Genomic DNA, 13,412 nt, shown 5'->3' with positions numbered 1-13,412 from the left:
GAGGGCTGCCGTACGGGCGGGCCCGTTGCGGTGCGGAGCCGGGCGGGTGGACGACGTGAGATGCGGGACCGGACGGAACTGGGGTCGCCAGGGACACGGCGCCCTCCCCTGCTCGTACTCCGAGTACTTCCGCCTTTCCCGCTACCCGGTTACGGCGCGATCCATACGCCGAATCATCCAATGCGCCGTCAGTTCCCTGCCTTCCGGGGGTACTTGACGAAGCATCGTGAATGCCGGAGCCGGCCTCCGCCTGGGCGTGGGCCGGCTCCGGCGCGGGTCCTGTCAGCCCCAGCTGGCGTGCAGCGGCTTGCCCTCCGCGTATCCGGCGGCGCTCTGCACCCCGACGATCGCCTTCTCGGCGAACTCCTCGAGGGTGTTCGCACCGGCGTAGGTGCAGGAGGACCGGACACCCGCGATGATCGAGTCGATCAGGTCCTCGACACCCGGGCGGGCCGGGTCCAGGAACATCCGCGAGGTCGAGATGCCCTCTTCGAACAGGCCCTTACGGGCGCGGTCGTAGGCCGACTCCTCGCTCGTCCGGTTACGGACCGCGCGTGCCGATGCCATCCCGAACGACTCCTTGTACCAGCGGCCGTCTGCGGACTGCTGGAGGTCGCCCGGCGACTCGTACGTCCCGGCGAACCAGGAACCGATCATGACGTTCGAGGCACCGGCCGCCAGCGCCATCGCTACGTCGCGAGGGTGCCTGACGCCACCGTCGGCCCAGACGTGCTTGCCGAACTTCCGTGCCTCCGTGGCACATTCGAGCACGGCGGAGAACTGCGGGCGGCCCACGCCGGTCATCATGCGCGTGGTGCACATGGCGCCGGGGCCCACACCGACCTTGATGATGTCGGCACCGGCCTCGATGAGGTCACGTACGCCTTCGGCCGCGACGATGTTGCCCGCGACGATCGGCACCTGCGGGTCGAGCGCGCGTACCGCCCTGACCGCGGCGATCATCGATTCCTGGTGGCCGTGCGCGGTGTCGACGACGATGGTGTCGGCCCCCGCGTCGAGCAGCTGCTTGGCCTTGCCCGCGACGTCACCGTTGATCCCGACGGCCGCGGCGATGCGCAGCTTGCCCTGCGCGTCGACGGCCGGGGTGTAGAGAGTGGCACGCAGGGCCGCGGTGCGCGTCAGGATGCCGACCAGCTTCCCGTCGGCGTCGACCGCGGGGGCGTAGCGCCGGTTGGCCCCGTCGAGCCTGTTGAACGCCTCGCGCGGGTCGATGTCCGCGTCGAGGAGCACCAGGTCCTTGGACGACATGACTTCGGACAGCTGGGTGAAGCGGTCGACGCCTGCCAGGTCCTCGTCGGTCACGACACCGACCGGCCTGCCTTCCGCGTCGACGACGACCCCTGCGTTGTGCGCGCGCTTGGGCAGCAGGGACAGCGCGTCGGCGACGGTCTGCGAAGGAGCGAGCACGATCGGCGTGTCCAGCACGTGGTGGCGCGTCTTCACCCACGAGATGACGTCGGTGACGACCTCGATCGGAATGTCCTGGGGGATGACGACCAGTCCGCCGCGCCGGGCTACGGTTTCGGCCATCCGGCGCCCCGCGATGGCCGTCATGTTGGCGACGACCAGCGGGATGGTGGTGCCCGTTCCGTCGGGGGCCGACAGGTCGACGCCCTGACGGGAGCCGACAGCTGAGCGGCTCGGCACCATGAACACATCGTCGTACGTCAAGTCGTACGGCGGCTTCAGGTCATTGAGGAAACGCATACTAACTCTCTCACCTGCGGTTTTACAGAATGGGCGGGCGGGAAGTCAGCGCCGTCCGGCAGAGGATCAGGCTGCGGCTCCTAGGCCATCATCGCCGATGGGGCCCCGCCTGGCGAATACCCGCCCCCTGTTCTGTGGCTTCGGCCAGGCACAGGCCGCGGTGGCTCGTACCTTCGTCCAAGACCCTCGGCCCGCCCCGGTACGGCACCTCACGCCGGTCCCCGCCGGCCGCCGCGGTCCGCGAGCACTTCCCGCGCCGCGCGGGCCCCGGAGGCGAGTGCCCCTTGCACGGAGCCGGTGGCCCGGTGGTCTCCGCACACATAGCGCCCGGCGGCCACCCGCGTCGTGCGGCTCAGCGGCCACGGCGGGGGCATGGCGGGCAGAGCGCCTTCCACCGTGCGGGCATCGAGGAGCTCCCAGGACGAGGTGTCGGCGCCATACACCTCGGCGAGCGCGCCGCGCAGCCGCTCCTCCTCCCCGGGCCCGCCGGTGCCGAGCACCGATGTGGAGATCAGGGAGCGGTCGGCCGGGGCGTAGGTGGGCGCGACCTCGCTCAGCACGCAGGTGTTGAGGAACCGCTGCGCGCTGTCGATGAGCAGAGTCGGCTCCTGCAGGGGTGGCCGCGAGGTGGCGTGGTAGTACGTGGTGACGGTACGGGTGGCCGGTACGGTCAGGCCGGGCAGCAGCCGGGCCGCCGCCTCCGGCCCCGCCGCGACCACCACGCAGGGCGCGTGCCGCTCCGTGCCGTCCGGCAGCTCGACTCCCGCCTCCGTGAGCGCCCGCACAGGAGTGCCCCGGCTCAGCACCCCCGGCGGAAGGGCGCCCGCGAGCTGCCCCGGCACGGCTCCGATCCCGGCAGCGGGCAGGCACTGGGTGCCCCTGAGCATGCTGCGCCAGACCAGGTGGAAGAAGCGCGACGAGGTTTCGAGGCCGTCCTCCAGGAAGACCCCGGAGAGGAAGGGCCGGAAGAACCCGTCCACCAGCTCCTCCGAGATCCCGGCGTCGGCGAGCGCCGTGCGCGTCGTACGGTCCGCCGAACGCTTCAGCGCGCCCACCGGGCCGAGCAGGTCGCGTGCGGAGAGCAGTCCGAGCGCCAGGAGATCGCGGCGGCCCGCGACCGGCCGCAGCGACAGCAGGTCCACCGCCACGCCGGGCCGACGGGTCGGGTCGCTGAACCGCAGCCGCCCCGAAGGCGTGTGCACCAGGGCCCCCGGTGTGAAGGCGCGCAGTCGCAGCCCCCGGAGCCACATCCGCTGTTTGACCTGGGGGTACGACGTGTTGAAGACCTGAAATCCGCGGTCGAGGAGGAATCCGTCGCGCCGGTCCGTGCGCATGCGCCCGCCGGCCGCGTCCGATGCCTCAAGCAGGCTCACGGAAAGTCCCGCGCGGCACAGATCCCCGGCGCAGGCGAGGCCGGCCAGCCCGGCGCCGATCACGATGACGTCGCAGCGCCGGCCCGGGTCTTCCGTCATGGGATCTTCAGCCCTTCACTCGTCCGGACTTCAGTAGACGTCCTCGGGGCGGATTTCTCTCGCCGGGCGGCCGGGGTGGTGTCACCGTCCGGTCCCGGACGGCCGCAGGGCCCCGGGCGCTGCCTCCGGCTCAGCACGCCGGGCCACCGGGCCACCGGGCCGATGTGAGATCGGCGCGTACCGCTGTCCGGTCACGCGATCGGCCTACAGCCGCCCGCCCGGCGCAGCCATGGACAGCTCCTGGGGAGAAGTAAGTATGGGAAAGGACGAGAAAAGCCTGAGAGCCCGGACAGCGCGGAAATCGACATGACGCGGAGATTCCATGAGCGACAGTGAAGCGCCACCCGCACAGCACTCCCCCGCACTGAACTGCCTGGTGACCGGGGCGACGGGCTACATCGGAGGCCGGCTCGCGCCCGAGTTGCTCGACGCCGGGCACCGCGTCCGCTGCCTGGCCAGGACCCCCGGCAAGCTGCGGGACCACCCCTGGGCCGGGCGGGCGGACATCGTGCCGGGCGATGTCACCGACGCGGATTCGGTCGCCGCGGCCATGCGGGGCATCGACGTGGCGTACTACCTGGTGCACGCACTGGGGTCCGGGTCCGGCTTCGAGGAGACGGACCGTAGGGCGGCCCGCATCTTCGGCGAACAGGCCAGGGCGGCGGGGGTCCGGCGCATCGTCTATCTGGGCGGTCTCACCCCCGACGGCGTACCGGAGCAGGAACTCTCGCCCCACCTGCGCTCGCGGGCCGAGGTCGGCCGGATCCTCCTGGACTCAGGGGTGCCGGCCACCGTGCTGCGCGCCGCCGTCATCATCGGCTCCGGCTCCGCGTCGTTCGAGATGCTGCGGTATCTCACCGAACGGCTGCCGGTCATGGTCACGCCCAGCTGGGTGAGGACCCGGATCCAGCCGATCGCCGTCCGGGACGTGCTGCGCTATCTGGTCGGCAGCGCCCTGATGCCCGCCGGTGTGAGCCGCGGTTTCGACATCGGCGGTCCCGACGTCATGACGTACCGCGACATGATGCGCGGCTTCGCCTCGGTCGCCGGGCTCCCGCACCGGCTCATCCTGCCGGTGCCGATGCTCTCGCCGGGGCTGTCCAGTCACTGGATCGGGCTGGTCACCCCCGTTCCGCGCTCGATCGCCCGGCCCCTGGCCGAGTCGCTGCGCTACGAAGTCGTGTGCCGCGAACACGACATCGCGCAGTACGTGCCGGACGGGCCGGGGGTGCCGTTCACGTTCCGCACTGCGCTGCGGCTCGCGCTCCAGCGGGTCCAGGACGCCCAGGTCACCACCCGCTGGTCGTCCGCCTCGCTTCCCGGCGCCCCCAGCGACCCACTTCCCACCGACCCCGACTGGGCGGGCGGCAGCCTCTACACGGACCGGCGCCGGCTCACCATGAACGCGACCCCGGAGGCGCTCTGGCGGATCGTCGAGGGCGTCGGGGGCGAGAACGGCTGGTACTCCTTCCCGCTCGCCTGGGCCGTGCGCGGCTGGCTCGACCGGCTGGCCGGCGGGGTCGGTCTGCGTCGCGGCAGAAGGGACGCCCAGCGGCTCAGGGTCGGCGACTCGCTGGATTTCTGGCGGGTCGAGGCCATCGAGCCCGGCCGCCTGCTGCGGCTGCGCGCCGAGATGCGGCTCCCCGGGCTGGCGTGGCTGGAGATGTACGTGGACCGGGACGACCAGGGGCGCACCCGCTACCGGCAGCGGGCCCTGTTCCACCCGCGGGGGCTGCTCGGACACGCGTACTGGTGGAGTGTCGCGCCCTTCCACTCCGTCGTCTTCGGCGGTATGGCCCGCAATATCGCCAGAGCCGCCGACGAGGGGAACCAGGCGCCCGACGAGCCTGGTGTCAGCGGCCGCTGACCTCCCGCGGCGGGCCCGGAGCCGGATACGGCGGCGAGCCCGCACACCGCGTCCCTGCCCCGTACCCCGACAAGCCCCGACGAGGAGTGGCGCATGACCGTGTCGGTCGCCCTGTTCACGTCCAACCTCCGCCTGCACGACAACCCTCCGCTGCGCGCGGCTCTCGCCGCGGCGGACGAGGTCGTACCGCTGTTCGTCCTCGACGAGGCCATCGAGGCGGCGGGCTTCGCCGCACCCAACCGGCGGGCGTTCCTCGCCGACTGCCTGGCCGGCCTCGACACGGGGCTGCGGGAGCGCGGCGGCAGGCTCGTCGTACGGTCGGGCAGCGTGATCGCCCAGGTCTGCCGGGTGGCCGCGGAGACGGGTGCCGACGAGGTGCACATGGCGGCCGGCGTCAGCGCGTACGCGCAGCACAGGGAGGAGCGGCTGAGCGTCGCCCTGGAGGCGGAGGGCAGACGGCTGTGCGTCCATGACGCGGTGATCACCGCCGTGCCGCCGGGCGCGGTCACGCCGGCGTCGTCCGACCACTTCGCTGTCTTCACCCCGTACTTCAGGCGCTGGTCGGACGAGCGGCTGCGCACGGTGCAGAGCCCGCCGCGTACGGTGCGGGTGCCCGGAGCGGCGCGGTCGGAGCGGCTGCCGTCCCGCGCCGGCGTGTCCGGTGTGTCGGAGGGGCTCGCCGCCGGCGGCGAGCGCGAGGCCCGAACCCGGTGGTCGGCCTGGCAGCGCGACGGGCTCGCCCAGTACGAGGACCGGCACGACGACCTCGCCGGCGACATGACGTCGAAGCTCTCGCCGCATCTGCACTTCGGCACCCTCTCCCCCGTCGAGCTGGTGCACCACGCGTCGCGGACGGGCGGCGCGGGCGCCGAGGCGTTCGTGCGGCAGCTGTGCTGGCGGGACTTCCACCACCAGGTGCTGACCGCCCGCCCGGCGGCGTCCACGGCCGACTACCGCTCGCAGCACGACCACTGGCGGTCCGAGCGGTCCGCGGCGCGCGAGATCACTGCCTGGAAGGAGGGGCGGACCGGATATCCGGTAGTCGACGCCGCGATGCGGCAGCTGCGCCACGAAGGCTGGATGCACAACCGGGGACGGCTGCTCACCGCGAGTTTCCTCGCGAAGACCCTGTACGTGGACTGGCGGGTGGGCGCACGGCACTTCCTGGAGCTGCTGGTGGACGGCGATGTCGCCAACAACCAGCTCAACTGGCAGTGGGTGGCGGGCACCGGCACGGACAGCAGGCCGAACCGGGTGTTCAACCCGGTGACCCAGGGCAAGCGGTACGACCCGCAGGGGGCGTACGTCCGGCGCTGGGTACCGGAACTCGCCGGGCTCGACGGAGGGGCCGTGCACGAACCGTGGAAGCTCCGCGGGCCGGATCGCGCCGCCTACGACTATCCCGAGCCGCTGCTCGAACTCTCCGACGGCCTGGCCCGCTTCAAACGGGCACGCGGCCGGGCCTGACCACCGGTCCCCGGAGCTTCGTCCCCGGCGTCAGTCGCCGTCGGGGTCGGCGCGGTCCAGCGCGGGACGGATCCCCGGCCCGGTCTCCGTCAGCAGGAAGTCGGCGGCCGCCGTGTCGGTGACCACGCTGGTCACGAGCCCCGACTTCAGGACGGCCCCGATCGCCGCCGCCTTGCGCCGGCCGCCCGCGATGGCCACGACCTCGGGGATCCTGCGCAGCCGGTCGGCCTCGACCGTGATGCACCGCTCGCCCAGGTCGCGCCCGACCCGCCGCCCTTCGGCGTCGAAGAGGTGTGCGGACATCTCGGCGGCGACCCCCAGCGAGGCGTAGTGCGCCCGCTCGGCGTCGCTGAGCATGTCGTGGACGGTCGAGATGCCCGGCTCCCAGGAGCCGATGGACACCGCCGCCACGGTGACCTTGTCGAAGTACTCGAAGGCGCGCGCGATGCCGGTCTGGTTGCGCAGCGCGGCCGCGGTGGCCGGGTCCGGCAGCAGCATCGGGGCGTAGATGGGGTGCGCCTCTCCGCCGGACACCTGGGCGGCCCGCCGTACCGCCTCGACGGATCCGCGCTCGGCGGTCCCCGCGTCGTACACACCGGTCAGCTGCACCACCGTGCACGGCGGGAGCACATTGAGCGCGGCCGCCATATGGATGGTGGACCGCCCCCAGGCGAGCCCCAGCACATCGCCCTCGGTCACGAGCTCGCCGAGCAGATCGGCTGCGACCTCACCCAGGTTCTCGGGGTCGGGCGCGTCGTCCGCCGCGTCCGCCGGGGACTCGACGACGACCGCGTGACGCAGCCCGTAGCGGGCGCGCAGCGCGTCGGAGCGCTCGGCGTCCAGCTCGGCGGGGACCCGGATCTCGATCCGTACGAGATCACGCTCCAGCGCCGTCTCCAGAACCCGGGCGACCTTGAACCGGCTGACGCCGAACTCCTCCGCGATCTGGATCTTGGATTTTCCCTCAAGGTAGAAGCGACGGGCCATGGCCGCCGCTTGCACCAGCTCCGCGGGTCCCATCCGCAGGGCTGATCTGCCCGCCGACATTGCAGACACCGCGATCTCCTCACTACTGCTGTTCACTCCCCGGATCAGCCATCCTGTCAGACCCGGCACAACTTGATCAGCCCCGTAAGGGGTCCTTGCAGTATGAGCGCCCGATGAGGTCGCGTGGGCATACTGCAAGGACCCCTAAGGCCGCGTTCATCCGCTGGCCGCTCAGTGGCCGCAGGCCCATCCCGCGGACTGCGTCGTCTCCTGCGCCTGGTGGCGGAGCATACGGACCGCCGCCGCCGGGTCGTCGGCGCCGTACACCGCGGAGCCCGCCACGAAGACGTCCGCGCCGGCCTCGGCACACCTCTCGATCGTCGACGCGGAGACTCCGCCGTCGACCTGGAGCCAGAGTTCGAGGCCGTGCTTGGAGATCAGCTCACGGGTGCGGCGGATCTTCGGCAGCATGATGTCCAGGAAGGACTGGCCGCCGAAGCCCGGCTCCACGGTCATGAGCAGCAGCATGTCGAGCTCGGGCAGCAGGTCCTCGTACGGCTCGATGGGCGTCGCGGGCTTCAGCGCCATGGAGGCGCGCGCCCCCTTGGCCCTGATCTCGCGCGCGAGCCGGACAGGGGCGGCCGCGGCCTCCACGTGGAAGGTGACGGAGCCCGCGCCGGCCTCGACGTACTGCGGCGCCCAGCGGTCCGCGTCCTCAATCATGAGGTGGCAGTCCAGCGGGGTCTCCGTCGCCCGGCTCAGTGCTTCCACCACGGGGACCCCGAGGGTCAGATTGGGTACGAAGTGGTTGTCCATCACGTCGACGTGGAGCCAGTCGGCACCTTCGACGGCCTTCGCCTCCTCCGCGAGGCGGGAGAAGTCGGCGGACAGGATGCTGGGGTTGATCTGCACGGCCATGCCCCAAGCCTGCCATGCCCCGGCGCAGTTGCCCGCCATCGCGGGGGCCGGAGCGGGCCGGGGAACCGCACACACCGCGCAAACCTCGCATTCACCGGTGCCCGCGGCCCGCAGCGGAGGCCGGGCCGTCCCGCTGAGCGGCTCTCGTCCGGCCGGGACGCAACCGGGTCCCGGCCGGACGGGCGGATCAGCGCAGTCCGGCGAAGAGGTCGTTCTCGGGCAGAGCCGCACCGGTGGCGTCCTTGACGCGCACGAAGGTCTCCATGCCCATCAGCTCGCCGAACCTCTCCTTGCCCATCTTGAGGAAGAAGATGTTCTCGCCCTGGCTGTCGTGCGCGGCCAGCGCATCGAACTTCTGACCGCTGAACGCGGTGGTGTCCACCCACGTGGTGATCTCGTCGTCGGGGAGGCCGATCTCGGCCATCGCGGCGGCCTCGGCGGGGTCCGGCTCCGGCATGTCCTCCTGGAACTCGCGCACGGTCTCCCCGAACCGCTTCATCATCGAGCGGGGCATCGTGGTCCAGTACACCTTCGGTGTCAGCGCCGTCATCTCCAGCGCCGCCATCGTGATCCGGTGGGCCTGGATGTGGTCGGGGTGGCCGTAGAAGCCGTTCTCGTCATAGGTGACGACCACATCGGGCCGGTAGTGCCGCATGAGTTCCGCAAGGCGGGCCGCGCCTTCCTCCACGGGGGTCTGCCAGAAGGATCCGGGGGCCTCGTTGCTCGGCCAGCCGATCATCCCGGAGTCGGCGTAGTCCAGCATCTCCAGATCGCTGACCTTCAGGACGTCACAGCTCGCCTCGAGTTCCTGACGGCGCATCGAGGCGACGGTCGCCGGATCGTGACCGGGACCGCCGGGCTTGACACCCCCCGGTCCGTCACCGCAACCGCCGTCGGTACATGTCACAAGAACCGTGCGGATGCCTTCCGCCGCATACCGCGCGAGGACCCCTCCGGTCCCTGTCGCCTCGTCGTCGGGGTGGGCGTGTACGGCCATGAGCGTCAAGGGCCGGTCAGTCATGAAACAGTCCTCCAGCAGAAATACGTCTTGGTCCTGGTGCGCGGCGGGCGTGCCGCGATACTGGCGGCCCGGATCCTGGTGGGGCGGACGACCTCGTCGTCTCCGTGTCCCCACCGATGAGGCTCCGGCCCTCGGCCGGTGCAACCGTGCCGACCGGGCCGGCTGTTCCCGCAGGGGCCGGCCGGACTCCCGGCGCCGACGTCCCGGAGCGGACGAGGCACGGGGGGGGCGGCGGCCCGCACGTCTCAGTGCCACGTCGGATACGGCGTCCGTGCGGCACCGGCCGTGCGGTTCCGGCACGAAATTCGAGACCTTACCGTACGTCCGCGGAGTCAGGCCGTACGCCGGAGCAGCGCGAGGTACATCGCGTCGGTGCCGTGCAGATGCGGCCACAGCTGCACATCGGGGCCCTCGCCCACCGCCGCGACTCCCGGCATCAGCGGCCTGACGTCGATCCACTCGGCCTCGACCGGCTGTCCGCCGCGGCCCCGCAGGACGTCCTCGACCACGATCCGCGTCTCGGCGAGATGCGGAGAACAGGTCGCGTATCCGACGACACCGCCGACCCGTACCGCGCTCAACGCCTCACGGAGCAGCCCGCGCTGGAGCGGAGCGAACCCCTCCAGGTCCTCGGGGCGCCGCCGCCACCGCGCCTCGGGCCTGCGCCGCAGTGCGCCGAGTCCCGTGCAGGGCACGTCCATCAGCACCCGGTCGAAGGACCCGGGCAGCCAGGGCGGCCTGGTGCCGTCGGCCGCGATGACCTGGTACGGGCCCGGGTTCCCCGTCAGCGTCCGTTCGACGAGCCGTGCCCGGTGCGGCTGCTTCTCGGACGCGAGCAGCAGGGCACCGCGCTGCGCGGCGAGCGCGGCCAGCAGGGCGGCCTTGCCGCCGGGTCCCGCGCAGCCGTCGAGCCAGCGCTCGTCGCGCCCCTCCAGGGGTGCGTTCGCGAGGGCGGCGGCGACGAGCTGGCTGCCCTCGTCCTGGACGCCCGCCCGCCCGTCGCGCACCGCTTCGATCGCACCGGGCTCGCCGCCCTCCGCGAGCCGGACGGCGTACGGCGACCAGCGGCCGGGCAGCGCGGAGTCCTCGCCGACGGTCTCGGTCAGCTCCTCGGTGGTGGAGCGGCCCGGCCTGGCGACCAGTGTCACCTCGGGGCGTTCGTTGTCGGCTTCGAGGAGGTCCTCGATTCCGGCGCGGCCACCGCCCAGCGAGTCCCACAGCGCGGAGACGATCCAGCGGGGGTGCGAGTGCACCACGGCCAGATGGGCCTCGGCGTCCTCGTCGTAGGACGGCGCGACCCGCTCCAGCCAGCCGTCGAGGTCGTCGGCAGCGACCTTGCGCAGCACTGCGTTGACGAACTTCGCGCGCCCGTCGCCGAGCACCACCCGGGCCAGTTCCACACTCGCGGAGACCGCGGCGTGGGTGGGGATACGGGTGCCGAGCAGCTGGTGCGCACCGAGCGCCAGCACATCGAGTACCGGCGGATCGACCTGCCGCAGCGGACGGTCGATGCAGGCCGAGATGACCGCGTCGTACGTGCCCTGCCTGCGCAGTGTCCCGTACACCAGCTCGGTGGCGAGCGCCGCGTCCCGGGCGTCGAACTGCGGGTTCTCACGCGCTTTCTTCAGCAGCGGCGGCAGTACGAGGTTGGCGTACGCGTCCCGGTCGTCGACCGCCCGCAGCACTTCGAACGCGAGAAGCCGCACCGGGTCCTTCTGCGGACGGCGGTAGGGCTTCGACTGCTGTTTCGACTGCTGCGCGGGACGGCGGCGAGGCTGGTCGGTCACGTGAAAGGTGCTCCGCTGATGGTGAGAGGGACGAACCCGTCCAGCCTACGTCCGCCGCGGGGCGCGGCTCACCCGGGCGCCCGCCCGCCGCCGGGCGGCCCGCGGGCAGACGCGTCCCTCCGCGCGGGCGCTACGCGCCGAGGAGTTCACCGGCGACGATCCGCACGCCGCGCGCCCAGTCCGCCGCCCGCATCGGCTTCTTGCCCTGCGGCTGCACCCAGAGCAGCTCCACTGCGTGCGAGCCGGTGCCCACGTGCACGCTGTTCTTGGCGACGCCCAGTTCACCGGCGGCCAGGTCCGTGTGGTCGGTCACCGGAGCGAGGGAGACCAGCTTGAGCCGCTCGCCGCGGAAGACGGTCCAGGCTCCGGGTGCGGGGGTGCAGCCGCGGACCAGGCGGTCCACCCGCATCGCGGGTGCCGACCAGTCCACCCTGGCATCCTCGACCGTGATCTTCGGGGCGAGCGAGACCCCGTCGGCAGGCTGCGCCACCGCGTGCAGGGTGCCGTCCTCGATACCGTCCATGGTCGCCACCAGCAGCCCCGAACCGGCGAAGGCGAGCCGGGTGAGCAGATCGCCGCTGGTGTCGGTGGGACGCACCTCCTCGGTGAGCACCCCGTAGACCGGGCCCGAGTCGAGCCCCTCCTCGATGAGGAAGGTCGAAGCGCCGGTCACTTCGTCACCCGCGATGATCGAGTGCTGTACGGGCGCCGCACCACGCCAGGCAGGCAGCAGTGAGAAATGCAGGTTCACCCAGCCGCGGGCGGGCACGTCCAGCGCGGTCCTGGGCAGCAGCGCCCCGTACGCCACGACCGGGCAGCAGTCGGGGCCGATCTCCCGCAGCCGCGCCAGGAATTCCTCGTCCCTCGGTTTGGCAGGTTTCAGTACCTCGATGCCGGCCTCATCGGCGCGCTCCGCGACCGGGCTGGCCACGAGCCTGCGGCCGCGCCCGGCCGGAGCGTCCGGGCGGGTCACCACGGCGGCCACCTCGTGCCGGCCGGACGCGATCAGCGCGTCCAGGGCGGGTACGGCGACCTCGGGGGTGCCTGCGAAGACGAGTTTCACTGGATGCCTCTCGGGACCGACTGCGCACAACTACGAGCAGCGCACCAGTCTACGGTCCCGCTCCGAGGGGGCGTACGCAGCGCCGCGCGCCCCTCGCATATGCCCATACGCCCCCGCAGCGTGACCAGAACAGCAGGTGGAGCGTTGGTCAAGAGAGATTGACCGAAACGAAGAGACCGACCCGCACACCGACCCCGAACACCGACCAGACACCGACCAGACACCGACCGGAACCCACCGGAACCACTGATCGAAGCCCTGACCGCGAGCTCCGGGAACACCGGGAACGCCAGGGGGCACTGTCCGAAGCAGAGTGGGCCGTACGCGCGGCCCGATCCTTTTCAACGCCGGTTCGAGAGGCTTGTTCATGGCCGACCACGCAACCCACGACGCCCAAGCGCGGGCCAGCCTGCACCTGTTGGTCAGAGACATCGAGCGGGTACGCCGACAGGTGGACGCGCTCCGCACCCTCACCGCCCAGTTGGGGAATGTCTACCGCCCGCGACGCTCCGGCCCTTCCACGGGCTTCGTCGTCTACGGCAGGGCCCCCGCCCCGACCGTCCGCCTGGCCCAGGAACTCCGGGACAGCGTCGAGACCCTGGTGACAGCCGCGGTGGACTTCGACCGATCGCTCGGCTTCTCGTGGGACGCGGTGGGCTCCGCACTCGGGGTCACCAAGCAGGCGGTGCACCGCAGGTACGGGGCCCGGAGGGCGACGGCGGCCGCTGCCGTCGCGGCCGCGGAGGCCGGTGAGCCGGAGAGCCCCACGACCGACGAGAGCACCCCGGCGGGCACTCCGCCCCAGGGACTGCCGGTGCCGCCGGGCCTGCCGTCCGTGCCCGCCGCGCGCTCCATGCCGCCCCAGCCGACGGCGAGCAGCCACTCGCTGCGCGAGGAGACACGTCCGAGCGCCTTCCCCGGGCCGCGCAACGGCTGACGCACGAGGCATCGGGCGTGGCCCGCGCCGCTCCCGGTCCCGCATCAACTGCCCCTCGCGCCGCGGCGCCGGGGGCAGTCGCACGCCCGGAGCCGGTGTGAACCGCCGGGCGTACAGGCGGTACCGCAAGGCGCAGCTGAGCACCGGCGGGCGCTCCGACGGCCT

Annotated in this window: 10 protein-coding genes; 3 read left to right on the top strand and 7 right to left on the bottom strand. The window is 72.2% G+C overall.

From position 1 onward, the window contains the following. Window positions 1-282: 282 nt before the first annotated feature. Both OG584_RS29860 and OG584_RS29855 read right to left on the bottom strand, forming a co-directional pair. Window positions 283-1,728, bottom strand: a complete 1,446-nt coding sequence (locus OG584_RS29860; protein ID WP_405782464.1) for a GuaB1 family IMP dehydrogenase-related protein — start codon at window positions 1,726-1,728, stop codon at window positions 283-285. Window positions 1,729-1,937: 209 nt separating this feature from the next. Beyond that, window positions 1,938-3,200: an NAD(P)/FAD-dependent oxidoreductase gene (locus tag OG584_RS29855; RefSeq protein ID WP_405782463.1), complete on the bottom strand. Its 1,263-nt coding sequence runs from the start codon at window positions 3,198-3,200 to the stop codon at window positions 1,938-1,940. A gap of 322 nt (window positions 3,201-3,522) precedes the next feature. On the opposite strand from OG584_RS29855, the gene OG584_RS29850 reads away from it, so the two are divergent. Both OG584_RS29850 and OG584_RS29845 read left to right on the top strand, forming a co-directional pair. Beyond that, window positions 3,523-5,067, top strand: coding sequence for an SDR family oxidoreductase (locus OG584_RS29850; RefSeq protein WP_405782461.1), 1,545 nt, complete (start codon window positions 3,523-3,525; stop codon window positions 5,065-5,067). A gap of 93 nt (window positions 5,068-5,160) precedes the next feature. After that, window positions 5,161-6,534 carry a cryptochrome/photolyase family protein gene (locus OG584_RS29845; RefSeq protein WP_405782460.1) on the top strand — a complete coding sequence of 458 codons (1,374 nt, stop codon included), beginning with the start codon at window positions 5,161-5,163 and terminating at the stop codon, window positions 6,532-6,534. Window positions 6,535-6,564: 30 nt separating this feature from the next. On the opposite strand, the gene OG584_RS29840 is transcribed toward OG584_RS29845, so the two are convergent. The 5 genes from OG584_RS29840 to fmt all read right to left on the bottom strand — a co-directional run bounded on the left by OG584_RS29840 (window position 6,565) and on the right by fmt (window position 12,310). After that, window positions 6,565-7,581 carry a sugar-binding transcriptional regulator gene (locus OG584_RS29840; protein ID WP_405784350.1) on the bottom strand — a complete coding sequence of 339 codons (1,017 nt, stop codon included), beginning with the start codon at window positions 7,579-7,581 and terminating at the stop codon, window positions 6,565-6,567. Between the two features lie 171 nt (window positions 7,582-7,752). After that, window positions 7,753-8,439, bottom strand: a complete 687-nt coding sequence (rpe, locus tag OG584_RS29835; protein ID WP_405782458.1) for a ribulose-phosphate 3-epimerase — start codon at window positions 8,437-8,439, stop codon at window positions 7,753-7,755. Window positions 8,440-8,626: 187 nt separating this feature from the next. Beyond that, window positions 8,627-9,460 carry a PIG-L family deacetylase gene (locus OG584_RS29830; protein ID WP_405782456.1) on the bottom strand — a complete coding sequence of 278 codons (834 nt, stop codon included), beginning with the start codon at window positions 9,458-9,460 and terminating at the stop codon, window positions 8,627-8,629. A 332-nt stretch (window positions 9,461-9,792) separates the two neighbouring features. Continuing rightward, window positions 9,793-11,247 carry an RsmB/NOP family class I SAM-dependent RNA methyltransferase gene (locus OG584_RS29825; RefSeq protein WP_405782454.1) on the bottom strand — a complete coding sequence of 485 codons (1,455 nt, stop codon included), beginning with the start codon at window positions 11,245-11,247 and terminating at the stop codon, window positions 9,793-9,795. A 130-nt stretch (window positions 11,248-11,377) separates the two neighbouring features. Beyond that, entirely contained in the window at window positions 11,378-12,310 is a 933-nt protein-coding gene (fmt, locus tag OG584_RS29820) for a methionyl-tRNA formyltransferase (protein ID WP_405782452.1), read from the bottom strand. A 367-nt stretch (window positions 12,311-12,677) separates the two neighbouring features. On the opposite strand from fmt, the gene OG584_RS29815 reads away from it, so the two are divergent. Next, complete coding sequence (locus OG584_RS29815; protein WP_405782450.1) at window positions 12,678-13,247, top strand: hypothetical protein; 570 nt, start codon at window positions 12,678-12,680, stop codon at window positions 13,245-13,247. The last annotated feature ends 165 nt before the right edge of the window (window positions 13,248-13,412 follow it).

It is taken from the genome of Streptomyces sp. NBC_00859 (assembly GCF_045161865.1).
Taxonomy (GTDB): Bacteria; Actinomycetota; Actinomycetes; order Streptomycetales; family Streptomycetaceae; genus Streptomyces.
This window is presented reverse-complemented; position numbering and strand designations above follow the sequence as displayed.

Coding starts and splice junctions, on each gene's coding strand:
- OG584_RS29815 (WP_405782450.1), top strand. CDS start 12,678: ATGGCCGACCACGCAACCCACGACGCCCAAGCGCGGGCCAGCCTGCAC.
- OG584_RS29850 (WP_405782461.1), top strand. CDS start 3,523: ATGAGCGACAGTGAAGCGCCACCCGCACAGCACTCCCCCGCACTGAAC.
- OG584_RS29855 (WP_405782463.1), bottom strand. CDS start 3,200: ATGACGGAAGACCCGGGCCGGCGCTGCGACGTCATCGTGATCGGCGCC.
- OG584_RS29860 (WP_405782464.1), bottom strand. CDS start 1,728: ATGCGTTTCCTCAATGACCTGAAGCCGCCGTACGACTTGACGTACGAC.
- OG584_RS29840 (WP_405784350.1), bottom strand. CDS start 7,581: ATGTCGGCGGGCAGATCAGCCCTGCGGATGGGACCCGCGGAGCTGGTG.
- OG584_RS29845 (WP_405782460.1), top strand. CDS start 5,161: ATGACCGTGTCGGTCGCCCTGTTCACGTCCAACCTCCGCCTGCACGAC.
- OG584_RS29830 (WP_405782456.1), bottom strand. CDS start 9,460: ATGACTGACCGGCCCTTGACGCTCATGGCCGTACACGCCCACCCCGAC.
- rpe (WP_405782458.1), bottom strand. CDS start 8,439: ATGGCCGTGCAGATCAACCCCAGCATCCTGTCCGCCGACTTCTCCCGC.